Origin of the sequence: Nocardia sp. NPDC051030, assembly GCF_040683015.1 — a bacterium.
In the GTDB taxonomy this organism is placed as follows: Bacteria; Actinomycetota; Actinomycetes; order Mycobacteriales; family Mycobacteriaceae; genus Nocardia.
In genome coordinates this window covers 164,011-185,121 of record NZ_JBFBCD010000006.1, presented here as the reverse complement: position 1 = coordinate 185,121, position 21,111 = coordinate 164,011, and the positions used below count along the sequence as shown (strand labels likewise).

Annotated in this window: 30 protein-coding genes; 10 read left to right on the top strand and 20 right to left on the bottom strand. The window is 63.4% G+C overall.

The window, feature by feature from the left end:
* The 11 genes from AB0N05_RS21725 to rpsH form a co-directional block, all read right to left on the bottom strand.
* Positions 1–987 carry a DUF6585 family protein gene (locus AB0N05_RS21725; protein ID WP_364697012.1) on the bottom strand — a complete coding sequence of 329 codons (987 nt, stop codon included), beginning with the start codon at positions 985–987 and terminating at the stop codon, positions 1–3.
* A gap of 346 nt (positions 988–1,333) precedes the next feature.
* Positions 1,334–2,152 (bottom strand): SDR family oxidoreductase, encoded by an 819-nt coding sequence (locus AB0N05_RS21720; RefSeq protein ID WP_364697009.1) that lies wholly within the window; start codon positions 2,150–2,152, stop codon positions 1,334–1,336.
* Positions 2,153–2,266: 114 nt separating this feature from the next.
* Positions 2,267–3,067: a type I methionyl aminopeptidase gene (gene map, locus AB0N05_RS21715; RefSeq protein WP_364697007.1), complete on the bottom strand. Its 801-nt coding sequence runs from the start codon at positions 3,065–3,067 to the stop codon at positions 2,267–2,269.
* Complete coding sequence (locus tag AB0N05_RS21710; RefSeq protein ID WP_364697004.1) at positions 3,068–3,613, bottom strand: adenylate kinase; 546 nt, start codon at positions 3,611–3,613, stop codon at positions 3,068–3,070.
* A complete protein-coding gene (gene secY / locus AB0N05_RS21705; RefSeq protein ID WP_364697001.1) occupies positions 3,610–4,929 on the bottom strand; it encodes a preprotein translocase subunit SecY in 1,320 nt (439 codons plus the stop codon). The genes AB0N05_RS21710 and secY overlap by 4 nt, the downstream gene beginning before the upstream one ends.
* 156 nt (positions 4,930–5,085) lie before the next feature.
* Positions 5,086–5,529: a 50S ribosomal protein L15 gene (rplO, locus tag AB0N05_RS21700; RefSeq protein WP_364696998.1), complete on the bottom strand. Its 444-nt coding sequence runs from the start codon at positions 5,527–5,529 to the stop codon at positions 5,086–5,088.
* A complete protein-coding gene (gene rpmD, locus AB0N05_RS21695; protein ID WP_364696995.1) occupies positions 5,526–5,711 on the bottom strand; it encodes a 50S ribosomal protein L30 in 186 nt (61 codons plus the stop codon). The genes rplO and rpmD overlap by 4 nt, the downstream gene beginning before the upstream one ends.
* A 1-nt stretch (position 5,712) precedes the next feature.
* A complete protein-coding gene (gene rpsE / locus AB0N05_RS21690; RefSeq protein ID WP_364696992.1) occupies positions 5,713–6,363 on the bottom strand; it encodes a 30S ribosomal protein S5 in 651 nt (216 codons plus the stop codon).
* A 31-nt stretch (positions 6,364–6,394) separates the two neighbouring features.
* Positions 6,395–6,802: a 50S ribosomal protein L18 gene (gene rplR / locus AB0N05_RS21685; protein ID WP_364696989.1), complete on the bottom strand. Its 408-nt coding sequence runs from the start codon at positions 6,800–6,802 to the stop codon at positions 6,395–6,397.
* 3 nt (positions 6,803–6,805) lie between these two features.
* A complete protein-coding gene (gene rplF, locus AB0N05_RS21680; RefSeq protein WP_364696986.1) occupies positions 6,806–7,345 on the bottom strand; it encodes a 50S ribosomal protein L6 in 540 nt (179 codons plus the stop codon).
* A gap of 14 nt (positions 7,346–7,359) precedes the next feature.
* On the bottom strand, positions 7,360–7,758 hold the full coding sequence (rpsH, locus tag AB0N05_RS21675) for a 30S ribosomal protein S8 (RefSeq protein ID WP_364696983.1): 399 nt from the start codon (positions 7,756–7,758) through the stop codon (positions 7,360–7,362).
* Positions 7,759–7,993: 235 nt separating this feature from the next.
* On the opposite strand from rpsH, the gene AB0N05_RS21670 reads away from it, so the two are divergent.
* Positions 7,994–8,524, top strand: coding sequence for a hypothetical protein (locus AB0N05_RS21670; protein ID WP_364696980.1), 531 nt, complete (start codon positions 7,994–7,996; stop codon positions 8,522–8,524).
* A 17-nt stretch (positions 8,525–8,541) separates the two neighbouring features.
* On the opposite strand, the gene AB0N05_RS21665 is transcribed toward AB0N05_RS21670, so the two are convergent.
* The 3 genes from AB0N05_RS21665 to AB0N05_RS21655 form a co-directional block, all read right to left on the bottom strand.
* Positions 8,542–10,491 carry an FAD-dependent oxidoreductase gene (locus AB0N05_RS21665; protein ID WP_364696977.1) on the bottom strand — a complete coding sequence of 650 codons (1,950 nt, stop codon included), beginning with the start codon at positions 10,489–10,491 and terminating at the stop codon, positions 8,542–8,544.
* A 67-nt stretch (positions 10,492–10,558) separates the two neighbouring features.
* Entirely contained in the window at positions 10,559–10,759 is a 201-nt protein-coding gene (locus AB0N05_RS21660) for a DUF397 domain-containing protein (protein ID WP_364696974.1), read from the bottom strand.
* Positions 10,756–11,655: a helix-turn-helix transcriptional regulator gene (locus AB0N05_RS21655; RefSeq protein WP_364696971.1), complete on the bottom strand. Its 900-nt coding sequence runs from the start codon at positions 11,653–11,655 to the stop codon at positions 10,756–10,758. Before AB0N05_RS21655 ends, AB0N05_RS21660 begins: the two co-directional genes overlap by 4 nt.
* A gap of 360 nt (positions 11,656–12,015) precedes the next feature.
* Here AB0N05_RS21655 and AB0N05_RS21650 point away from each other — a divergent pair, with 360 nt between their 5' ends.
* The 7 genes from AB0N05_RS21650 (at position 12,016) to AB0N05_RS21620 (ending at position 15,214) form a co-directional block, all read left to right on the top strand.
* Positions 12,016–12,240: a hypothetical protein gene (locus AB0N05_RS21650; protein WP_364696968.1), complete on the top strand. Its 225-nt coding sequence runs from the start codon at positions 12,016–12,018 to the stop codon at positions 12,238–12,240.
* Between the two features lie 109 nt (positions 12,241–12,349).
* Positions 12,350–12,673, top strand: coding sequence for a WXG100 family type VII secretion target (locus tag AB0N05_RS21645; RefSeq protein ID WP_364696965.1), 324 nt, complete (start codon positions 12,350–12,352; stop codon positions 12,671–12,673).
* Positions 12,673–12,975, top strand: a complete 303-nt coding sequence (locus tag AB0N05_RS21640) for a WXG100 family type VII secretion target (RefSeq protein WP_364696963.1) — start codon at positions 12,673–12,675, stop codon at positions 12,973–12,975. The genes AB0N05_RS21645 and AB0N05_RS21640 overlap by 1 nt, the downstream gene beginning before the upstream one ends.
* Positions 12,972–13,214 (top strand): hypothetical protein, encoded by a 243-nt coding sequence (locus AB0N05_RS21635; protein ID WP_364696961.1) that lies wholly within the window; start codon positions 12,972–12,974, stop codon positions 13,212–13,214. The genes AB0N05_RS21640 and AB0N05_RS21635 overlap by 4 nt, the downstream gene beginning before the upstream one ends.
* Before the next feature lie 101 nt (positions 13,215–13,315).
* Entirely contained in the window at positions 13,316–14,257 is a 942-nt protein-coding gene (locus tag AB0N05_RS21630) for a deaminase domain-containing protein (RefSeq protein ID WP_364696958.1), read from the top strand.
* Positions 14,226–14,792 (top strand): SMI1/KNR4 family protein, encoded by a 567-nt coding sequence (locus AB0N05_RS21625; RefSeq protein WP_364696955.1) that lies wholly within the window; start codon positions 14,226–14,228, stop codon positions 14,790–14,792. Before AB0N05_RS21630 ends, AB0N05_RS21625 begins: the two co-directional genes overlap by 32 nt.
* A 71-nt stretch (positions 14,793–14,863) precedes the next feature.
* Positions 14,864–15,214 carry a YbaB/EbfC family nucleoid-associated protein gene (locus AB0N05_RS21620; RefSeq protein WP_364696953.1) on the top strand — a complete coding sequence of 117 codons (351 nt, stop codon included), beginning with the start codon at positions 14,864–14,866 and terminating at the stop codon, positions 15,212–15,214.
* A 156-nt stretch (positions 15,215–15,370) separates the two neighbouring features.
* On the opposite strand, the gene AB0N05_RS21615 is transcribed toward AB0N05_RS21620, so the two are convergent.
* Positions 15,371–16,150 (bottom strand): hypothetical protein, encoded by a 780-nt coding sequence (locus AB0N05_RS21615; protein WP_364696950.1) that lies wholly within the window; start codon positions 16,148–16,150, stop codon positions 15,371–15,373.
* 85 nt (positions 16,151–16,235) lie between these two features.
* Here AB0N05_RS21615 and AB0N05_RS21610 point away from each other — a divergent pair, with 85 nt between their 5' ends.
* The gene (locus AB0N05_RS21610; protein ID WP_364696947.1) at positions 16,236–16,682 is read left to right on the top strand and encodes a methyltransferase domain-containing protein; all 447 of its coding nucleotides are present in this window, start codon (positions 16,236–16,238) and stop codon (positions 16,680–16,682) included.
* Between the two features lie 124 nt (positions 16,683–16,806).
* On the opposite strand, the gene AB0N05_RS21605 is transcribed toward AB0N05_RS21610, so the two are convergent.
* From AB0N05_RS21605 to rplN, 5 genes are all read right to left on the bottom strand, one after another.
* Positions 16,807–17,016, bottom strand: coding sequence for a type II toxin-antitoxin system VapB family antitoxin (locus tag AB0N05_RS21605; RefSeq protein ID WP_364696944.1), 210 nt, complete (start codon positions 17,014–17,016; stop codon positions 16,807–16,809).
* A 167-nt stretch (positions 17,017–17,183) separates the two neighbouring features.
* Positions 17,184–17,369, bottom strand: a complete 186-nt coding sequence (locus AB0N05_RS21600) for a type Z 30S ribosomal protein S14 (protein ID WP_067695781.1) — start codon at positions 17,367–17,369, stop codon at positions 17,184–17,186.
* 4 nt (positions 17,370–17,373) lie between these two features.
* Entirely contained in the window at positions 17,374–17,940 is a 567-nt protein-coding gene (gene rplE / locus AB0N05_RS21595; protein ID WP_364696940.1) for a 50S ribosomal protein L5, read from the bottom strand.
* 1 nt (position 17,941) lies between these two features.
* Positions 17,942–18,256, bottom strand: coding sequence for a 50S ribosomal protein L24 (gene rplX / locus AB0N05_RS21590; RefSeq protein ID WP_153808457.1), 315 nt, complete (start codon positions 18,254–18,256; stop codon positions 17,942–17,944).
* Positions 18,257–18,259: 3 nt separating this feature from the next.
* Positions 18,260–18,628, bottom strand: coding sequence for a 50S ribosomal protein L14 (gene rplN, locus AB0N05_RS21585; protein WP_297622674.1), 369 nt, complete (start codon positions 18,626–18,628; stop codon positions 18,260–18,262).
* A 356-nt stretch (positions 18,629–18,984) separates the two neighbouring features.
* Between rplN and AB0N05_RS21580 the strand changes: the two genes are divergently transcribed.
* Positions 18,985–21,042 carry a M13 family metallopeptidase gene (locus AB0N05_RS21580; RefSeq protein WP_364696937.1) on the top strand — a complete coding sequence of 686 codons (2,058 nt, stop codon included), beginning with the start codon at positions 18,985–18,987 and terminating at the stop codon, positions 21,040–21,042.
* The last annotated feature ends 69 nt before the right edge of the window (positions 21,043–21,111 follow it).

Genomic DNA, 21,111 nt, shown 5'->3' with positions numbered 1-21,111 from the left:
TCAGTGCCCTCTGGCGAACGAATTTGCTTGGCAGACAGTGCGGATCGCGGGTGTTGCACCGTCCAGGTCGGAGTCCTTCAGCCAGTGGCGGCCTGAGCCGGTGAACTTGTCGAGCTTGTCGCTGTCGGAGCGGACGGCGTCCTGCTGCTCGCCTCGATAGTTATCGGCCGCATCGCGTAGGGCCTTCAATTGGTCGGTGAGTTCGGATTTGGCTGCTTGCAAGTCCGAGAGCTTGCCGCATAGCTCAGCCTTGTGCACCGGCCAATTGCTCACGCAGGCAATGCCGAATGCGATGACCGCTGCGAGCGCGACCGCGCGATTGAAACCGCGCACGGTCAGCCGCCGTGCGAAGATCTTGCCCGCTGACTCCGGCAGGTCCGGGCGCAGCTGCCGCAGCAGGTAGCGGAATACCAGGAAATTCGGGATCTCCCCCACTCTACGCGTGACACGGAAGTCTTCCCCGGCCTCTACCGTGACGGTGCCCTGATCGACCCGAAAGCCGCGAAGCTGTTGCAACGCAATGACCTTGCGCCCCGTACCCAGCTCCGCTGCCGACAGCCACCACGACCCGAACTCGACTCGCCGCCCCGCCCGCACCGCGTCCACCGCTCCGGCGGCCTGCCGCACCGCGACCGCCTCCACCAGGGCGGGCCCCCACTCCTCCGGACCCCGAATCGCCTCTGTGAGCCGCAGTTCCGCACCATTCACATCGGTGACGCGATACTCGTGCGTGGTGTGCGTATGCACGCCATTGCGATGCACCCGCACCACGTTCTGACTGACCTGCGCCGAGTCGTACCGCCCCACCCGGACAGTCGACCCGTCCAGCACGGCGGTGAATCCGTTCTCATACAGATCCAGCCGCCCCGCCCCCTTGACCGCCGGATACGCCATCCGATGTGCCCCGAGATTCTGCGCGGCCGCGGTATCCGCGATCCGCCCCAGCAACCCTCGATCACCCTGCACGCCGGTTGTCTCTCCGGACATGTCCCTCCTCGGCCCATCAACTTCGGGCCCTAAGCTAGCCGCCCGACCCCCTCCCCGCCAACCGAAGAGAACGACCAGTCCGGCCGGCGACCCACTCCCATAGGGCCAAGCACGGCCGGATCCAGTGGTCCACACCCCATCTGTTCGGCACACCGGTTATCGATCACCGAAACGGGGTGCGAGCCGAACGCACGGGGTGTGTACCGCTCAAAGTTCGTGCCGGGTCAGCGGACCCAAGCACCGCCGGGTCCAGTGGTGCACACACCCCATCTGTTTGGCACGCACCCGCTATGGGTCCCCGATAGAAGGTGTGAGCCGAACAGATGGGGTGCGGACCCGGTCGAGGTCAGCGGACCCAGGTGGAGGTTAGGTTGAGGATGGCGGAGCCGTCGAGGTCGGCGAGGGTGGAGGCTACGAAAGCCTTTGCGGCGTCGGAGGTTTGCCTGCGGAAGACGATGGGGTCGGTGGTCAGGGCTTGCATTACGACCGCCGCTACATCTTCGGGGGTTTGGCCTACGGTGTATGCGCCGAGGGTGCGTTCTATGTAGGCGCGCAGGGCCGGGGCGTAGGGGCCTGCTTCGGCGATTTCCTTGGCGGGTTCGATGCCCGCGTTGGCGACGAATTCCGTTGTGACAGCGCCGGGTTCGATGACGCAGATGCCCACTCCCACACTGGCCGCGACGGGGGCCAGGCTTTGCATGAAGCCCTCAACGGCGAACTTCGCGGCGCAGTAGGCCTCATTGAAGGGCTGGCCCACGATGCCGCCGACGCTGGTCACGGTGACCACTCGGCCGCCAGTGGCGCGCAGGTGCGGCATGGCCGCCTTGGTCAGCTCGACGACGCCGAAGTAGTTGACCTCCATGGCGCGACGGAAGTCGTCCATCGAAAGGTTTTCCGCGGTGCCCAGCACGGAGGCGCCCGCATTGTTGACGATGGCGTCCACGCGGCCGTAGTCGGCGATCACGCCCGCGAGGCACTCCGCCACCGAGTCGGCATCGGTCACGTCCAGTTGGCGGACGTCCGCGCCGGTCGATCGCACCGCGTCCGCGCGGTCGAGATTCCGCAGGGTCGCCACGGTGGTGAAGTCGGACCGTACGGCCGCTGCCGCGGTCGCGAGGCCGATCCCGGTGGAGGTTCCGGTGATGACTACGACTTTGTCGCTCATGGTTTCCATCGAACCACCTGCGAGCCGCGATCCCCGGTAAGAAGCGGCCCCGAACATGACGAAGGCCCGCTCCGAATCGCGGAGCGGGCCTTCGCCGTACAAGCTGAAACCGGATTACTCCGGGCGGAGAGTGAGGATGCGCGGGCCGTCCTCGGTGACCGCGACCGTGTGCTCCCAGTGAGCGGCACGCGAACCATCGATGGTGACGACCGTCCAGTCATCCTCGAGAGTCTTGGTCTCGGTGGTGCCCAGCGTCAGCATCGGCTCGATCGCCAGCACCGAACCGACACGCAGCAGCGGGCCCTTGCCCGGCTTGCCCTCGTTCGGCAGGAACGGGTCCATATGCATTTCGCGGCCGATGGCGTGACCGCCATAGCCGTCGACAATGCCGTAGGCGCGGCCGTGCTCCTGCTCGGCGGCGTGCGTCCCCATCTCGATGGCGTACGAGACATCGCTCAGCCGATTGCCCGGAAGCATGGCGGCAATCCCGGCCTCCATGGACATCCGGGTGGCATCGCTCAGCAGCCGATCGGCCTCGATGATATTGCCGACCCCGAACGTCCAGGCCGAATCACCGTGCCAGCCATCCAGAATCGCGCCGCAGTCGATCGACACCAGGTCGCCCTCGGTGAGCACATCGTCCTTCGACGGGATGCCGTGCACGACACGGTCGTTCACCGACGAACAGATGGACCCCGGAAAACCGTGGTAGCCCAGGAAGGACGGGACCGCCCCCGCATCGCGGATGACCTGCTCGGCGACCTCGTTCAACTCCAGGGTCGAGACCCCGGGCTTGGCGGCAGCACGCGTCGCCACCAGCGCACGACCGACGATAGCGCCGGCCGCCGCCATGGCGTCCAGTTCACCGGCGGTGCGGAACGGCACCACCTTCTTGGTCTTACGGCCGAAGACCATTCAGCGACCCAGCGCCTGCATGGCCCGCACATTGACCTCGTCGATCTCGCCGACGCCGTCGACCGACACCACGAGCCCGTCGTAGTGCTCGAGCAGCGGCTCGGTCTCCTCGCGGTAGACGCGCATGCGGTTGCGGATGACCTCTTCGGTGTCGTCGCCGCGGCCACGGGCCAGCATGCGACCGACCACGACATCTTCATCGACCACGAAGCAGAGCACGGAATCGAGCTCGCGGCTCGCTTCCTTCAGCATCTTCTCCAGCGCCTCGGCCTGATCCACGGTGCGCGGGTAGCCGTCCAGCACAAAGCCATTGGCGGCGTCCGGCTCGGCGATGCGGGCATCGACCATGCGGTTGGTCACGTCGGACGGCACCAGGTGACCGGTGTCCAGGTACTGCTGCGCCTCGCGACCCAGCGGGGTCTGCTCGGCAATGTTGGTGCGGAACAGGTTTCCCGTGGAGATGTGCGGAACACCGAGCTTTTCCGACAACAATTCGGCCTGCGTGCCTTTACCGGCCCCGGGCGGGCCGAGCAGTACGAGTCTCACTTCAGGAACCCTTCGTAGTTTCGGTTCATCAACTGGCTCTCGATCTGTTTCACGGTATCGAGGCCGACGCTCACAATGATCAGCACCGCGGTGCCACCGAACGGCAGGCTCTGAATACCGCCCGAGGAGCCGATACCCAGAAGCAGGTTCGGCAGCACAGCGACAGCACCGAGGTAGATGGAGCCGGGCAGGGTGATCCGGCTCAGGACGTAGTTCAAGTAGTCCGCGGTCGGCTTACCGGGGCGATAGCCCGGGATGAAGCCACCGAACTTCTTCATCTCGTCCGCGCGTTCCTCCGGATTGAAGGTGATCGCGACATAGAAGTAGGTGAAGAACACGATCAACGCGAAGTAGATCCCGACGTACACCGGGTTGCTCGGGTTGACCAGGTACTTCTGAATCAGCTCCTGCCACTTGGCCGGCTCACCCGCGGTCTTCTGGGTCAGCTGGGCCAGCAGGTTCGGCAGATACAGCAGCGAGGACGCGAAGATCACCGGGATGACACCGGCCTGATTGACCTTCAACGGCAGATACGTCGAGGAACCGCCGTACATCTTGCGGCCGACCACACGCTTGGCGTACTGCACCGGAATCCGGCGCTGGCCCTGCTCGACGAAGATGACACCCACGATCACGACCAGGGCGGCGGCGGCAACCAGAGCGGTCACGCCCCAGCCACGGCTGTCATAGATCGACTTGCCCTCGGACGGAATACGCGCCGCGATACCCGCGAAGATCAGCAGCGACATGCCGTTACCGACACCGCGCTCGGTGATCTGCTCGCCGAACCACATGACCAGGGACGCGCCCGCGGTCATGACCAGCACGATGATGATCATGCCGAAGATGGAGGTGTCGTCGAGGATGTCCTTGGGGCACCCGCGCAGCAGTTGTCCGCGCGAAGCGAGCGCCACCAGACCCGTGGCCTGCAGGACCGCCAGCGCGACCGCCAGGTATCGGGTGTACTGGGTCATTTTGTTCTGACCCGATTGGCCTTCTTTACGCAGTTCTTCGAACCGCGGAATCACGACGGTCAACAGCTGGATAATGATGCTCGCCGTGATGTACGGCATGATGCCGATCGCGAACACCGACAGCTGGAGCAGAGCTCCGCCGGAGAAGAGGTTGATCAGCTGGTAGATACCGGCGGAATCGCCACCGGAAACCAGGTTCACACACTCTTGGACGTTCTTATAGCTGACGCCTGGCGAGGGCAGCGAGGCGCCGAGCCTGTAGAGCGCGATCAGGCCCAGCGTGAAGAGAATCTTCCGCCGTAAGTCCGGAGTCCGGAAAGCCGACACGAAGGCGGAAAGCACACATCCTCCTGGCTAACGACATGGGTCAGGCCATGGCTTCAGCGAAGGATTAACGCCGATCCCCATGACGGTGTTGGCAGACAACACTTGAACTCTAACAGTGACACCGGGTGAGCTCTCAGCTCACCCGGTGCCGCTGTGTATTCAGGTTACTGGTCAGCCCAGCACGGTGGTGGTGCCACCGGCCGCGGTGATCTTCTCCGCGGCAGAGCCGGAGAACTTGTCGGCGGAGACCTGAACGGCCACACCGATTTCGCCCTCGGCGAGCACCTTCACCAGTTCGTTCTTGCGAACGAGACCGGCAGCGACCAGCTCGGCCTTGCCGATGGTGCCACCCTCGGGGAACACCCGAGCGATATCACCGACATTGACGACCTGGTACTCGGTGCGGAACGGGTTCTTGAACCCCTTCAGCTTGGGCAGACGCATGTGGATCGGCATCTGCCCGCCCTCGAAGCGGACCGGAACGTTCTTACGAGCCTTCGTACCCTTGGTACCGCGGCCCGCGGTCTTACCCTTGGAGCCTTCACCGCGACCCACACGGGTCTTATCGGTCTTGGCGCCCGGGGCAGGACGCAGGTGGTGCAACTTGATGGTCATGCCTGAACCTCCTCAACGGTTACGAGGTGGCGCACGACGTTGATCAGGCCGCGGTTCTGCGCGTTGTCCTCGCGAACCACTTCCTGGCGGATGCCACGCAGCCCGAGGGTGCGCAGCGATTCGCGCTGATTCGACTTGGCGCCGATGCTGGACTTGATCTGGGTCACCTTGAGCTGTGCCATATCAGGCCCCCTGTCCCGCACGAGCACGGAGCATGCCGTGCGGAGCAACATCCTCGATCGGCAGACCGCGGCGAGCGGCAACCTCTTCGGGACGCTGCAGCATCTTCAGCGCGGCAACGGTGGCGTGCACGACGTTGATGGCGTTGTCGCTACCGAGCGACTTCGACAGAATGTCGTGGATACCGGCACATTCGAGCACGGCACGGCACGCGCCACCGGCGATCACACCGGTACCGGGCGAAGCCGGACGCAGCATGACGACACCGGCCGCCGCCTCACCCTGAACCGGGTGGACGATGGTCGAGCCGATCATCGGGACGCGGAAGAAGCTCTTGCGAGCCTCCTCGACACCCTTCTGGATGGCCGCGGGAACTTCCTTGGCCTTGCCGTAGCCGACGCCGACCAGACCGTTGCCGTCACCGACGATCACGAGGGCGGTGAAGCTGAAGCGACGACCACCCTTCACGACCTTGGAGACGCGGTTGATCGCGACGACGCGCTCGAGCTGGTTCTTCTCGGCCTGGTCCCGACGGTTGTCGCCACCGCCGCGACGGTCACGGCCGCCACCACGCTGGTTAGGGTCGTTCGGGCCACTGTTGTTCTGTCCGGCGGGACCGTTGTTTCCGCCGTCACGCCGCTGACGTCCCGGCATCAGACGTTCCTTCCCTTGGTGTTAGCAATCATCAGAACTTCAGCCCACCTTCACGGGCGGCATCCGCAAGCGCCGCGATACGGCCGTGGTAGTCGTGACCACCACGGTCGAACACGACCGCCTCGATACCGGCAGCCTTGGCGCGGGCGGCGATGAGCTCGCCGACCTTGGCGCCCTTGGCGGACTTGTCACCCTCGAATGCACGAACATCGGCCTCGACCGAGGACGCGGCGGCAATGGTCTTGCCGATCGAGTCGTCGATGAGCTGAGCGTGCAGGTGACGCGCGGAGCGATTGACCACCAGACGGGGGCGCTCCGTGGTTCCGACGACCTTCTTACGAAGACGGAAGTGGCGACGAGTCTTGGACAGACGACGCGCGGTAGACGCATCGGTGCCAATCGGAAGGCGCTTGGCCTTCTGGTTTTCAGTACGTGCCATGGCTTACTTACCCGTCTTTCCGACCTTGCGGCGAACGACCTCGCCGGCGTAGCGGATGCCCTTGCCCTTGTACGGGTCGGGCTTACGCAGGCCGTGGATCACCGCGGCGATCTGGCCGACCTTCTGCTTGTCGATACCCGACACCGAGAACTTGGTCGGGGCCTCGACCGCGAAGGTGATCCCTTCGGGGGCCTCGACCGGAACCGCGTGGCTGTAGCCCAGGGCGAACTCGAGGTTCGAGCCCTTGGCCTGCACGCGGTAACCGACGCCGAAGATTTCCATCTTCTTCTCGTAGCCCTTGGTGACACCCTCGATCATGTTGCTGATCAGGGTGCGGGTCAGGCCGTGGAGCGAGCGGTTCTGACGCTCGTCGTTCGGACGAACGACCTCGAGCTCACCGGACTCCGCGCGGGCGATGGTGATCGGCTCGGCGACCACGTGCGACAGGGTGCCCTTGGGGCCCTTGACCGACACGTTCTGGCCTTCGATGGTCACCTCGACGCCGGCGGGAACCGGGATCGGCTTCTTACCGATACGCGACATTGTTCCTACCTCCCTTACCAGACGTAGGCGAGGACTTCCCCGCCTACACCTTGCTGCTTGGCCTGACGGTCCGTCAGGAGGCCGGTGGACGTGGAGATGATCGCCACGCCCAGGCCACCGAGCACCTTGGGCAGGTTGGTGGACTTCGCGTACACGCGCAGACCGGGCTTCGACACGCGGCGCACACCCTGCAGGGAGCGCTCACGGCTCGGGCCGTACTTGAGGTCGACGATCAGCGACTTGCCGACGGGGGCGTCTTCGACGCGGTAGTCGACGATGTAGCCCTCACGCTTGAGGATCTCGGCAATGTTCACCTTGATCTTCGAGTGGGGAGCCTTCACCTGGTCGTGGTACGCCGAGTTGGCGTTGCGCAGACGGGTCAAGAAGTCTGCGATCGGATCTGTCATGGTCATAAGTTGACCGCTACCTTTCTCGCCGCGGTTCCCATTCAGCACCGTCACACGGGCGGTCGTGGGCCTACGACAATTCGGCTCTTTCCGGCCGAGGTTGCTCGGCCGAATGATTCGCTGCCCGGGGTTCAACACGCCGCACGCGCGAGGCGCATACGGACACAGGTGTGCCCAGGCAACCGGTCTAGTGTAGACAGCTGCAGATCAGCGACCAAATCGGGGGTACTGAGGAGGGGCGTTGAAGCGACAAACTCTCGGAATGCTGTTGGCGGTCGCGGTGGTGAGCGCGGGCTTGATAGCGGTGGGTTGCTCCAGCACGATCGACGGCCACGGCATCGCCAATAATGCCGATGTCACCGCCTACCGCTCCTCGGTGGCGAGCGCCTCCACCTCCGCGGCCGCGGCCGCCACGGCCCGCATGAACACCGTCTGCAGCACATTCTTCTCCGCCGCCATCGAAGCCAGCTTCAAACTCGACGCCGTCAAGAAACGCGCCGACGAACACGCCCCCGCCGAAGTCGCCCTCCCCACCTTGACCGACGCCGCCACCGCCCTCAAATCCGCAGGCACAAAAGTCGCCGACGCCCTGACGAACACGCCAGTCCCCGCCGACTTCAAATCCGCCCTGACCGAATACTCCCAAGCCGCAACAGCATTCAGCACCCAACTAACCAACCTAGCCCTCGGCACCAGCAACGAAGACGCCTTCATGTCCGCCCAAACCCGCTACTCGAACGCCAAAACCGCCGCCCTGACCGCCTGCCCCTGACCCGTTGGCTCGGCGGTTCAGGGCTCGGCGCGGCGTTTTTGCAGGATGCGAAGAGCACCGTTGAGGGTGGCGGCGTCCAGGACGTCTTCGAGTTGTTCCCAGCGGGTGATGAGGTCGGAGAGCATCATCATCATTACGTCGGGGAAGGCGTAGAGGAATGTTTTGTAGCGGTAGTGGTCCAGGTAGTAGAGGCGGACGGGGGTGGTGGCGGTGATTGTGGTGGTGCGGGCGTCGTAGAAGATGTCGTGGCCGCCGAGGACTGCGCCGCGGGACATGAGTGCGCCCTCGTAGACGCCGCCGAAGTCGACCTCCACGTCGCCGTCGGCTATTACGTAGATGCCGTGGGCTGGGTCTTCCTCTCGGCAGATGAGGTCGCCTGGGGCGTAAGCGATTTCGTCGAACATCGAGGCCAGGGTTTCCAGGTCGGTGGCGACGAGGGGAGCGAACAAGCGGACACCGAAGGGGTCGGTGCCCGCCGCCAGACAAGCGGTGCGCTCGCGGAGGGATTCAAAAGACAAGTGGCTCATGCGCATTCGCGCGAAACGCTTCATGCGGTCGATATCGCGACGCTGGCGGCGAGGAGTTTCGGTGGCGGGCGGGTTGTAGAGGGAGGGGTCACCCGCGATTCGGGCGGCCTCGCGCAGACCCGATTCATACGCGCTGTGCACGCAGCCCCAGTGGTAGCTGTTGGTGGCCTCGCCCGCGAAGAAGACTCGGTCAGCGACGGGTTCGGCCAGGGTATCGAGGTCACGCGGAGAGGCGTCCACGCCGATACAGGCGTAGGAGCCGCGCGCATGCGGGTCCGTGGACCAGGCTGTGCGGGAAATCTTCTGCGGCTCCGGCACATTCGTGCCGAAGATATCGCTCACCACCGTGGTCGCGTAGTCGCGGACTTCGGTGTCGGACCAGGATTCCATGGTGCGGCCGAGTGAAGCGCCCAGCAACAGCACCAGAATCGGCTTGGCGTGCGACTTCCACATGCTGATCACGACGGTGGGATAGCTGTCGGTCTCGCGGCACAGGTAACCGAAGACGTATTGCTCGGCGGGCCAGAAGCGGTGGTCATAGTGCAAGGCGATCTTATTGAGAGTGCCGAAACCGAGGCGGTCCACGGCCTGGCGTTTGAGTTCCGGAAGCGGTGGATCGAATCGCGGCTCACCGGCCTTGAGCACTCCCAGCGGAACAGTGACCAGCACTTTGTCGGCTTCGACGACACCGGCGGAGGTGGTGACACGCACCGGGCGAGTGGGATCGCCGTACGCGATGCCCTGGACCACGACACCGGTCTCGATGGTGAGATCGGCCGCGAGGGTCTGCACCAGCGAGTGATATCCGCCCGCCAGCACGCTGTCCCCATACCCGTAGACGCGATAGCCCTCCTCCCAGTATTTGAAGGACAAGCGGCCCGGATCCTCGCCGACGTCTTCGCGCAGAATCACATTGAGGTGATAGCGAATGGATTGCTCATCGGCAGGCGGATAGCTGCCCTCGGCCAGAATCGCATCGATGACCTCGGCCAGCGAGACATCGGGATCACCATGCCTACGCGCCAGTTCGGCCCGCAACTCCAACTCATGCAACACCGCATCGGCCAATTCGAGCGTGCGATTCTTCAAGGTCACCGGCGCGGGCAGCCCATCCGGCCCGAACAGCGTCAAACTGTCGAAGCCACCGGTGTACGAACTGTCACCCCCGACGTATCCGCACGGCAACTCGAGCCGCTCCACCAGCTCGGTCAGCGGATTTCCCTCGGTCCCGTGAATCCAATGCGCTCCCAGATCCACCCCGTCGTCATCGGTCCAGATCCGCCCGCCGATCCGATCCCGAGCCTCGACCACCGTCACCTCGTGCCCGAGCCGCCGAAGGGACTGCGCCGCCGCCAATCCCGCGATCCCCGCCCCCACCACCAACACCCGCAGCCCGCCCACCGAACTCACATTTGCCGCGAATTCACCCGATTGCGTCATCGCCCCAGTATCGAAGGAACGCCCGCATTCCATCCCCGGATCAGGAAACCCGCCCCCGGCGAGTCGCTCAGCGCTGCCAGATACCGCTGGATAGGAAGCAGTCCCACTGGTCTCCAGAGAACATCAGCGCTGGACCACCGGGGTTCTTGGAGTCACGGATCCCGACGTTGTTTGCGGAGTCACCGAGGAATGCGATCTCGACGCACTCGGACGCATTCGCGGACTTGGAGGACTTGAACCAGCTTGCGGCCGACTGGTCGATGATCACGCTTCGTACTCCTTCGCCACCGCCGACACCATGTCTCTGGTGTCCTGCTGATTCAACGCTACCTGGCGGAGGCCCTCGGCCGACTGGCGAAATCGGCCGATCATCCGGTCCTGTTCCAGATAGAGCGCTCCTTCGGAACCCTCCATGTAGACAACTGGTGGTTCAACCAAACGTATTGCGAGCGGCGGAAACTCGAGCAAGGTGAACGATTGGGATATCAGACCGGCATGCGTGCTTGCACTGAACGGCACCACCCGGATCGAAACGTTTTCCCTCGCATCGACATCCACGAGGTGACGCAACTGCTCAGCCATCACCGCATGCCCACCTACTTGATGCCGCAGCACCGCCTCCGATATCAGAATCTCCAGACTGAACCCGCTGTCGGCCAGTCGTTCTTGACGACGCGCGGCCAACTCGAGCCGACGGTCCACATCGACCGACGCCAGGTCAGGGTGGGTGGCCTCGATGATTGCCCGGCGGTATCGCGGAGTCTGCACTAGCCCGTGCACCAGCACGAGCTGGTGAGTTGTCAGGCGGTCCGCCGATGCCTCGAGCCGGAGATAGTGATCGAAGTGCGGGGCGTACTGATCGCTGTACGCCTGCCACCAACCCTTCGCGATGCCTTGCAGTTTGGCAGCCTTGGCCTGCTGTTTGACGTCCTCCCACAGCTCGAGCGCCTCCGCCCGATCCACCGCACGGACCTTGTAGAGGTCCAGTAGCGATTTTAGTTGCGGAGTAGACACTTTGGTCGGTTGACCATCCTCCAGTCGAAGGATCGTCTGCTTCGATGTGTCGATCTCCAGCCCGGCGGTCAGCAGGGTCACCCCCGCCCGCTCCCGAAGCCCACGAAGGAACCGGCCGAAAGCTCTACGAGGAATAGTGGAACCAGCCATTTTATTAGCCTCACTATCTGGGCGAACGCTTAGTGGAACGGTCCGTACTGGAATTCCAGCGTAGGTCGAGAATTCCCTCTTGGCGGCGTTTCGGCTGCGCCACAGTGGATTTCTACCGACCAGTCGCAGCAAGCTATAACGCAAGGAGTCCGTAATGTCCTGGGACACATGGGCACTGCTTTCAATCACGGCACTGTGCCTCACCGTAATCGCACGATCCTGCTTGGACTTCTACCGCGACAGCCACCCGCACGACACCGGCCCGCTCCGACTCCCCCTCCTCAACGGCGGCCACCTCGACGTCCCCTACACGGGAGAACACTCCTCCGGCCGCCACCGAGCCCGAAGGGAGTTCGCAGCATGAACCCCGCCGAAGTGGCCGTCCTGACCGCCCTCCACCCCAACGTGACCTTGACCGCCACCCAAGTCCAGCGCACCTCCGCCCTAACCAGCTGGCGCACCCGAAACGCCCTCGCCCAACTCGAATCCCGCGGCCTGATCCTCCCCACCCAACCCCGAGGCCGCTGGCGCATCACCCCACGAGGCCGAGCCGCCCTCGCCACCAAAGGCAACCGCTTCGCCTGAGACCAGCATCAACGCACATGGAGAAACTCGTGAGTCCAGGTCGTCTGGTGACCTTACTCACGGGTTGCCGGATGACTGGGGCTCGAGGCGGTCACCCATAATGGCTGGCATGACGGGGAGCAGCGGGGAGCGTCTCAGCGCCGATATCGACGACATGCTGTCGGTAGCCGATTGGGTGCGGACCACCGCGCAAGATTTCCACAACGACGTCGAGAAGCTCATCGGCGATGTTCAGTCGCTGATGGACAAATGGCGAGGCAGCGCCGCCGATACCCACCAGACGGCGTGGGACGAGTGGGCAGTAGCCGCGCGCAACCTTGTAGGCGCCTTGGCTGATGACGCGGCGGCTTTACGCAGTGGCGCGATAACCTTCCGGTCCACCGATTCCGGGTCCGCAGGGCGGTTGGATGCGGCGGCGGAGGGATTGGCCTGATGAGCGCGGATCCCGATGAATATCGCACCGACCTCACCGAGATGCAGCGACTGATCGACCGAGCCGCGCAAATCGAGACAACGGTCGAAACGCGACTCGACGATATCGAGAAGCGGATCAATGCCCTGCATGTGGAGTGGTCCGGGTTGGCCGCCGACGCGCACTCGGCCGCTCACACGCGCTGGGTGGCTGCCGCTCGCGATCTACATCAGGCGCTCCAAGATCTGCGCACCGGCACCGATCAGGCGCGGACCGTCTACTCCGACGTGGTGTCAACCAACCAGAAGATGTGGCCGGCATGACTCCGACCGCCACAATCAGCGTGCAACCAGCTGCCTTCAATTCCGCTGCAACAACTTTCGGTACAGCACACAAATCGGTGACCGAAGTGATCACCGCCTTGGCCAAGTCCCTCGACGACAATTGGGGTTGCGCCGGAACCGATAACACTGGCCAGAGCTTCGCCAACGGCTACGACTCGGCCGCGTTCAACGCGGTAACGTCGGGCGCGACAGTGATGCACCGCTGGGTTGGGGACTGATCACTCGATGGCTCCAAGGCAAGGTGTGGCCCAACGGCCACCAAGACGGGCTCGACAATCTCACCAGCGCGTGGACAACCGCCAAAGACGGACTCAACGCTGTGGTTCAAGGACTCCGAGATGCCCGCGAAATCGTCGATCAACAGGTATCCGACGAAGTCCCGCAGATCCTGACCCAGATCGATCTCGTCATCGGCGATATCACGAACATCGCAAACCACTGCGAAATCCTGTCCACCGCCTGCTGGGACTACTCCAAGGCACTTACCACCGCCCATCACGAAATCGAGAAGGCCCTGGCCGAACTCGTCCTCACGGTTGGGGTCACGGCGGTGATTTCATCGGTCATCGGTCCCGAAGGCACTGCTGGCGGCGCGGCATTAGCAGCGGGGCTACGAGGCGAAGCTACAGCCACGCGAGTGGTGACGATCATCGATGCGCTGTCCGAAGTGGTAACCGCCAAGAACGCCGCGCTGGCTGGAACGGCCATCGCCGCCGGACGCCTGACCGGCAACTTGCAGCCACTCCTGGACGCCAAACCCACCCGATTCGACGCCAATACCCGACCCATCGGCGAACCCATACAACCAAAACCCTACCGAGATTCCGACACAGTCACAGACTTCAACGGCGAGCAGGCCGCCCAGGATGTTCGCGATTTCCTCGCAAAGAGTGGCAACCAAGCCAAGGTCAAGAAGAATGTCGCAGTGGCTGAAGGTGAAATCGACGGGCAGTATGTTTCATCCCAGAGTCTGCGTGCGATAAGCGGTGAGGATCCGCCACCAGCGGGAACTCTGGGCGAGCCTAAGAATCCAATCTTCACCCCACGCAGCGATACTGGTGTCGAAGTCCGCCCGACTGATTCAGAGTATAAGATTCTCGAAAATCTCGCAGCTAAACTGAATCCAAAGTCGACGGGCAAGATAGAACTTTACACGGAAAGCGAGCCTTGCCCAGCCTGCGACTCCGTTATCAAACAATTCGAGAACAAGTATCCAGGAGTGGAACTGAATGTCACCTACAGCGTTCCAAAACCCCCCTAGCGACGCCGCTCTGGAGAAGGCCCTTCGGCTGCGCACCGCGCTGCTGGACTCTGAATTGGCTGATCAGGCGAGCATCATCGGTTGCACGGTCAGTGAGATTCAGCAAGTGGCACAGAAATCACCGATCCCGCTTCCCGATGAATACCTCGCCTTTCTTCAAGTCATGGGCAGGAAGGCCGGGAGGCTCTTCCGAGGCACGTCTGTATTCTTCCCCGAACCCCTGGATGCAGTTGTGGCCGCAGAGGATATTGCTGGCGATACAGGCGAAACGTTGACGTTGGAGAACCGCTTCTTCTTCGCTCATCATCAGGGTTACCAAGTATTCTTCTTCGAAAATCACCAGCCAAATGTTTATTGCTATGTCGAGCGAAATCCAGATCGAATTCAAACGCTGGCAGAGAGCTTTTTGGATTGGGCATGGCGCGCGCATGAAATTACATTGGAACTGAGAATCGAGGGCAAACGCCTATTCGAATCTCGACAACAGAAGCGCGAGGCCATGGGACTCCCCCGGGAGGAGTACCGCGAAATTTGATGGCGGGCCCTCGCTCAGCTGCCTACCACGGTGGCTTACCGTTCTGCTCGACGTCACAACAGGAAGCTCCAATGAACAGTGATCCGATCGCTGCACGCAATGAACGCATCGTGAGTGCGGTCGCGCAGGTTCGAGGCCGCGCCCAAACGTCAGGTGGCGCGGTTGTCGTCGAAACCGACGCCTACGGAACCATCACCGATCTGCAGATTTCACCGGCTGCGATGACGGTCGACGGTAGCCGACTGGCGAAGGCAATCTCGCAGTGTCATCAGAATGCCAGGGACCAGGCCGCTGTCGAAGCCAACCGGGTGTATGCGGAACTGATGGACATGCCTGCACCATCGCCCCCGAATCCCTCACCAACCGCTAGCTCACAAGACTGGGAGGAGCCCACTCCAACCCGCATCACGCATGTGGTGTGAAATGTCGGCTGGAGTGACGAGCATGCAATGGCTGGGGCAAAACCCAGGAAGCCCCTCAGCCAGTGCATGGTCGTGCGGATTCCGACCACGCGGTGCCAGGATGTGCCGGGGAGTTGGGGTTTCAGATCGGTGTGCGTGGGTGGGTGGGGTGTGCGGTCAGGCTGCGGCTAGGCAGAAGGATTTGGGGAAGGTCAGGCCGCCTGCGGGTTGGTAGGTGTAGGTGGCGATTGAGCCTGCTACGCGGTCGCAGAGGGATTCGTCGAGGACCGAGGACAGGATTTTGTATTTTGCGTCGGGGCTCGTGCAGGCGGTGATTTCTACGCTATCCGAGCCCTTTTTCTTCAGGCAGTCGCCGATTTTGGCGTTGTCGATGGTGCGGGTGGGGTCGGAATCCTTTGCTATCAAGCAGAATACGACGCCGGTGCCCAGGGAGCCGATGCCGCTCTTCGACTTGAGGACGTAGCTGTAGGTGGTTTGGGTGCCTGCGACGCTCTTGCAGGCCGCATCCGACATGAAGCCTGTTGTGTCCAAGCGGTCCAGGACGCGGTAGATCGCGGTGGGGTCAGCGCAGTTGGCTTTTCGGACATCATTGACCGCGGTGTCGGTGACGCATTCGCCCTTTTGCGCGGTGTTCACCGCGTGGGCGACATCGGCGCCCTTGATACCGACGCACACCGCGCCGTCGCCCTTGTCGTAGTAGACGTATTCGGTGCCCGCGACATCTACGCACTTGTCGTGCGCCGTGCCGGATCCGGCACGGTCGAGCACGACAAACCCGGCGTCGGACGCGGAACAGGACACCGTGTCGAAGCTGTCCTCACCGGCCTTCTTCAAGCAGTCGCCCTGCTGCACACCATTCGACGACCCGCCGATCAGCCCGCACCCGCTCGTGAACAACGCCAACAGCAGCGCCGAAACCGCCACTACCCACCGCATTCGAAACCCTCCCCATAACCACCCATTTCCGACGAACCGTCACGGTACTTGTCCGGCGTTGCGACAACCAATTTAGGCTGATTTCATGACCGGTGGTCTGTCACCGCGGTTGTCCGCGATCGTCGACGCCCTGCCACTCGAACCGCAGCTACGCGTGCTCGAGATCGGTTGCGGTCCAGGCGCGGCCGCACGAGCCGTCGCGGCCCGACTCACCACCGGGCACATCCTCGCCATCGACCGGTCCACGAAGGCGATCTCGCAAGCAGAGGCGAGCTGCGCCGCCGAAATCGCGTCCGGCCGAATGAGCGTGCGTCACATAGCCATCGAAGACTTCGTCCTACAGCCCAGCGAGCCGCCCTTCGACCTTGCCTTCGCCATCCGGGTCGGCGCACTCGACGGCCGCCACCCGACGATCGGTGCACAAGCAATCAAGCGAATCACCGCGGCCCTGAAGCCATCCGGCCAACTCTTCATCGACGGCGGCCAACCCCTCCGAACAGTGCCGCTGGCCCCCTCGCCCGACCGCCGATAGTCAGCGGCAACCATCCGACACACCGAGACGAGTCCGGGCAGGGACCTTTGGGCCCAGTCGAGCTGCAAGCACAGGCGTCAGGAGACTGAGCCCGGCGTCGAAATCCATTGGGTGGGTTGACCGGTCACAGGCGGTAGTTGCCCTTCCTCAACAGGATGTCGAAGTCACCCTGCTCCCCCATCTCGACTAGTTCGACGAGGGCTTCGGCGCGCTTGATCCGCTTCGCGACCTCGATGAGTGCGGCGTTCACGGTGTCGGTTTCAGTGGCGGTGCCCAGCACCCGCTGCGCTTCGGCGAGCACTTCGTCATCAACTTCGATCAGCAGCTTGACCATTGGCTTCACCTCATGGACTCGCGAACGTCGCCCCGAACCTCACGGTATCCCGTCGGCGTCGAATATTGCAGTAGCTCATCGTTACGGGGAAGGCCGAAGGCCCCTTCCGAGACGAATCTCGGAAGGGGCCTTCGGGGGTTCAGTTGATCAGCGCGAGGCTGGTCAGCTCACCAGGACGACTTGTGCACGCCCGGGAGCTCGCCGCGGTGGGCCATCTCGCGCAGGCAGATACGGCACAGGCCGAACTTGCGGTAGACGGCGTGCGGGCGACCGCAACGCTGGCAGCGGGTGTAGGCGCGGACGGCGAACTTCGGCTTCGCGTTGGCCTTGTTTACGAGGGCTTTCTTAGCCATGTGCTCAGTTCTCCTTGAACGGGAAGCCGAGGTGCTTGAGGAGGGCGCGGCCTTCCTCGTTGTTGGTCGCCGTGGTGACCACGGTGATGTCCATACCGCGCGGACGATCGATGCGATCCACGTCGATCTCGTGGAACATCGACTGCTCCGAGAGACCGAAGGTGTAGTTGCCGTGGCCGTCGAACTGCTTCGGCGACAGGCCGCGGAAGTCGCGGATACGCGGCAGCGCGATGGAGATCAGGCGATCCAGGAACTCCCACATGCGGTCGCCACGAAGGGTGACCTTCGCGCCGATCGGCATGCCCTCGCGGAGCTTGAACTGCGCGATGGACTTGGTCGCCTTGCGGATCTCCGGCTTCTGACCGGTGATCAGGGTGAGGTCCGCGACGGCACCGTTGATCAGCTTCGCGTCACGGGCGGCGTCGCCGACACCCATGTTCACGACGACCTTGACGACGCCCGGGATCTGCATCACGTTGGCGTAGCTGAATTCGGTGTTCAGCGCGGGCTTGATTTCCTCGCGGTAGCGAGTCTTCAGCCGGGGCTGGACCTTGTTCTCGGTAGAAGTCATCTCAGATGTCCTTCCCGTTACGACGGGAGATGCGAACGCGCTTGCCGTTCTCATCGGTGCGGTAGCCCACGCGAGTCGGCTTGCCGTCGGAGTCGACGACCATCACGTTGGAAGCCTGGATAGCGGCTTCCTGAGTGACGATGCCGCCCGAGCTGGCGCCACGCTGGTTCGCGGAGTTCGCGACGTGCTTCTTGATCCGGTTCACGCCCTCGACCAGGACCTTGCCGGTCGCGGGGAAGGCCTGAATGACCTTGCCCTTCGCGCCCTTGTCCTTACCGGAAACGACGATCACGGTATCGCCCTTGTGCACCTTCATAAGTCAGAGCACCTCCGGAGCCAGAGAAACGATCTTCATGAACTTCTTCTCGCGCAGCTCACGGCCGACCGGGCCGAAGATGCGGGTGCCGCGCGGATCGTGATCCGGCTTGATCAGCACCGCGGCGTTCTCGTCGAAACGGATGTACGAGCCATCCGGACGGCGACGCTCCTTGGTGGTGCGAACGACGACGGCCTTGACGACCTCGCCCTTCTTCACATTGCCACCGGGGATGGCGTCCTTAACGGTAGCGACGATGATGTCGCCGATACCGGCATAGCGACGCGACGAACCACCGAGAACGCGGATGCAGAGAATCTCCTTGGCACCCGTGTTGTCGGCGACGCGCAGTCGCGACTCCTGCTGAATCACTTCAGCTCCTCCTAAGACCTGGACGATATGCACGCCGGATTGCCGACCCGACGGGCATGGTCAGTTGTCCTCCGGAACGCCTTCCCAAGGGAACGCGGCACGCGCGCCTGCCAGCGGTTTTGCCGATCCCGGGGGACCTGCCACTGGGGGTTCGCGGCCGGAGCGCGGGCATAGAGCCCGCAGACAACCGCTCAAGTGTAGCCAAACCGCAGGTCGACCCCAAATCGGGTCCGAGAGCTGGTACTGAAGGGGCTGGTGTGGCGGATGTTACGACCGCCGACACGGACCGGGATCTCGAGTAACCTCGAAACGGAACCATCCTCTAGCAAATTTGTAGCTATAAGGAGAGGAACCGCGTGACCTCGTCCGGCCGTCCCGCCGACAACCGCCCGTCCCGCCGCACCATTCTCATCGCCCTCGGCCTGGCTCCGGCCGCCGCCTGGCTCGCGTCTTGCAGTAAGGACGATGCCGCCAGCACGCCGAAGTCATTGACCGGACCCGATCTGTCCGGAGTCGATCCGGCCATCCGCCCGCAGGACGACCTCTACCGCAGCGTCAACGGCACCTGGCTGCGCGACTACCAACTGCCCTCGGACAAGGTCTCGTTCGGCACCTTCGACGAGGTCAATGACCGCGTCGAGGACCAACTGCGCGCCATCGTGGACGGGATCAGCGATCCCGAACCGGGCAGTGCGGGCCAGCAGATCCACGATCTGTACGACGCCTGGATGGACACCGGCACCATCGAAAAGCTGGGCATGACACCGCTTTCCGAGCTGTTCGCCCAGATCGACGCCGCACCCGGCAAGCCGGAACTGGCCAAGGTGATGGGCGGGCTGCCGGTCGGTGCGCTGTTCGGCATGTACGTCGCCAATGACTCCAAGAAGTCGACCGCGACCATCGCCTCGATCGGGCAGACCGGTATCGGGCTGCCCGAGCAGTACTTCCGCAAGCCCGAGTACGCCGACAAGGTGTCCGGGTACCGCGGCTACCTGGAGCGCATCGCGACCGCCGCCGGTTTCTCCGACCCGGGCGGAATGGCGAACCGGGTGCTGGATCTGGAAACCCGGATGGCCGCGGGCTTCTGGGACAACGTGAAGATGCGCGACCCGCAAGCCACCTACAACAAGCTGCGGTGGGACGAAATGACCGCGCTGGCACCGCAATTCGAATGGAATCAGTGGCTGTCCGGCAGCACCGACCGGCCGCACCAGCTGTTCGACTCCGTCATTGTCGAGCAGCCGTCCTATCTCACGCATGCAGGCGGGCTGTGGCAGGACGTGGAGATCGGCGTCTGGCGCGAATACCTGAAGCTGTCGGTGGTCAACCACTATGCGCAATACCTGCCCAAGAACATCTACGACGCCTGGTTCGACTTCTTCAACAAGGACCTGCAAGGCATGGAGAAGGCGCGCGAACGGTGGCGCGACGGCCTGGGCGTGGTCACCGGCGTGGTGGGCGAACAGCTCGGAAAACTGTACGTGGACAAGCATTTCCCGCCCGAGGCCAAGAAGCGGGCGCTCGAGATGGTGGCCGATCTGATGGCCGCCTACCGCGACGACTTCCGCAATTCGACCTGGATGTCCAAGCCCACCCGGGATGCGGCGCTGGCCAAGTTGGAGAAGATCGACACCAAGATCGGCTACCCGGACAAGTGGCAGGACTACTCGGGGCTGAAGATCACCCGCGGGAAGCTGCTCCAATCCGTGCTGGCGGCCGACCGATTCGAGAGTGCGCGCAATTTCGCCAAGCTGGGCAAGCCCGTCGACCGGACCGAATGGGGCATGTCACCGCAGACGGTGAACGCCTACTACAACCCGGTCAACAATGAGATCGTCTTCCCCGCCGCGTTCCTGCAGCCGCCGTTCTTCGATCCGAACGCGCTACCGGCGGTGAACTATGCGGCGGTCGGCGCGGTCATCGGGCATGAGATCGGGCACGGCTTCGACGATCAGGGCTCGCAGTACGACGGCGACGGCAATCTGCACGACTGGTGGACGCCCGCGGATCGCGCGGCGTTCAAGGAGCGCACCGACAAGGTCATCGCGCAGTACGACAAGCTGGTGCCCGAGGGGCTCACACCCGAGCAGCATGTGAACGGCGCGCTCACCGTGGGCGAGAACGTGGCCGATATTCACGGTTTGCAGATGGCCCTGGCCGCCTACGCCATTGCCGAGCAGCGGCACGGCGTCGAGAAGCCGGACTACACACCGATGTTCGAGGCGTGGGCGCGGACCTGGCGCAATAAGTCGACCAAGGAGTCGATCGAAATGCAGATCTCCGAGGATCCGCATTCGCCCGCCGAATTCCGGGCCGATCAGGTGGTGCGCAATCTGCCCGAGTTCTACACCACGTACGGGGTGAAGGAATCGGACAGGATGTTCCTGCCGCAGGATCAGCGCGTCATCTTCTGACCCGCCAGCGGGCTCAGCCCATTTGACCCGCCAGCGGGCCTGGTCCCGTTTCACAGGTACCGACGCGAT

Excerpts from the sequence above, each read along its gene's own strand:
- AB0N05_RS21725 (WP_364697012.1), bottom strand. The coding sequence starts at position 987 with ATGTCCGGAGAGACAACCGGCGTGCAGGGTGATCGAGGGTTGCTGGGG.
- AB0N05_RS21720 (WP_364697009.1), bottom strand. The coding sequence starts at position 2,152 with ATGAGCGACAAAGTCGTAGTCATCACCGGAACCTCCACCGGGATCGGC.
- map (WP_364697007.1), bottom strand. The coding sequence starts at position 3,067 with ATGGTCTTCGGCCGTAAGACCAAGAAGGTGGTGCCGTTCCGCACCGCC.
- rplO (WP_364696998.1), bottom strand. The coding sequence starts at position 5,529 with ATGACCATCAAGTTGCACCACCTGCGTCCTGCCCCGGGCGCCAAGACC.
- rpmD (WP_364696995.1), bottom strand. The coding sequence starts at position 5,711 with ATGGCACAGCTCAAGGTGACCCAGATCAAGTCCAGCATCGGCGCCAAG.
- rpsE (WP_364696992.1), bottom strand. The coding sequence starts at position 6,363 with ATGCCGGGACGTCAGCGGCGTGACGGCGGAAACAACGGTCCCGCCGGA.
- rplR (WP_364696989.1), bottom strand. The coding sequence starts at position 6,802 with ATGGCACGTACTGAAAACCAGAAGGCCAAGCGCCTTCCGATTGGCACC.
- rplF (WP_364696986.1), bottom strand. The coding sequence starts at position 7,345 with ATGTCGCGTATCGGTAAGAAGCCGATCCCGGTTCCCGCCGGCGTCGAG.
- rpsH (WP_364696983.1), bottom strand. The coding sequence starts at position 7,758 with ATGACCATGACAGATCCGATCGCAGACTTCTTGACCCGTCTGCGCAAC.
- AB0N05_RS21665 (WP_364696977.1), bottom strand. The coding sequence starts at position 10,491 with ATGACGCAATCGGGTGAATTCGCGGCAAATGTGAGTTCGGTGGGCGGG.
- AB0N05_RS21655 (WP_364696971.1), bottom strand. The coding sequence starts at position 11,655 with ATGGCTGGTTCCACTATTCCTCGTAGAGCTTTCGGCCGGTTCCTTCGT.
- AB0N05_RS21650 (WP_364696968.1), top strand. The coding sequence starts at position 12,016 with ATGAACCCCGCCGAAGTGGCCGTCCTGACCGCCCTCCACCCCAACGTG.
- AB0N05_RS21645 (WP_364696965.1), top strand. The coding sequence starts at position 12,350 with ATGACGGGGAGCAGCGGGGAGCGTCTCAGCGCCGATATCGACGACATG.
- AB0N05_RS21640 (WP_364696963.1), top strand. The coding sequence starts at position 12,673 with ATGAGCGCGGATCCCGATGAATATCGCACCGACCTCACCGAGATGCAG.
- AB0N05_RS21635 (WP_364696961.1), top strand. The coding sequence starts at position 12,972 with ATGACTCCGACCGCCACAATCAGCGTGCAACCAGCTGCCTTCAATTCC.
- AB0N05_RS21625 (WP_364696955.1), top strand. The coding sequence starts at position 14,226 with ATGTCACCTACAGCGTTCCAAAACCCCCCTAGCGACGCCGCTCTGGAG.
- AB0N05_RS21620 (WP_364696953.1), top strand. The coding sequence starts at position 14,864 with ATGAACAGTGATCCGATCGCTGCACGCAATGAACGCATCGTGAGTGCG.
- AB0N05_RS21615 (WP_364696950.1), bottom strand. The coding sequence starts at position 16,150 with ATGCGGTGGGTAGTGGCGGTTTCGGCGCTGCTGTTGGCGTTGTTCACG.
- AB0N05_RS21610 (WP_364696947.1), top strand. The coding sequence starts at position 16,236 with ATGACCGGTGGTCTGTCACCGCGGTTGTCCGCGATCGTCGACGCCCTG.
- AB0N05_RS21605 (WP_364696944.1), bottom strand. The coding sequence starts at position 17,016 with ATGGTCAAGCTGCTGATCGAAGTTGATGACGAAGTGCTCGCCGAAGCG.
- AB0N05_RS21600 (WP_067695781.1), bottom strand. The coding sequence starts at position 17,369 with ATGGCTAAGAAAGCCCTCGTAAACAAGGCCAACGCGAAGCCGAAGTTC.
- rplE (WP_364696940.1), bottom strand. The coding sequence starts at position 17,940 with ATGACTTCTACCGAGAACAAGGTCCAGCCCCGGCTGAAGACTCGCTAC.
- rplX (WP_153808457.1), bottom strand. The coding sequence starts at position 18,256 with ATGAAGGTGCACAAGGGCGATACCGTGATCGTCGTTTCCGGTAAGGAC.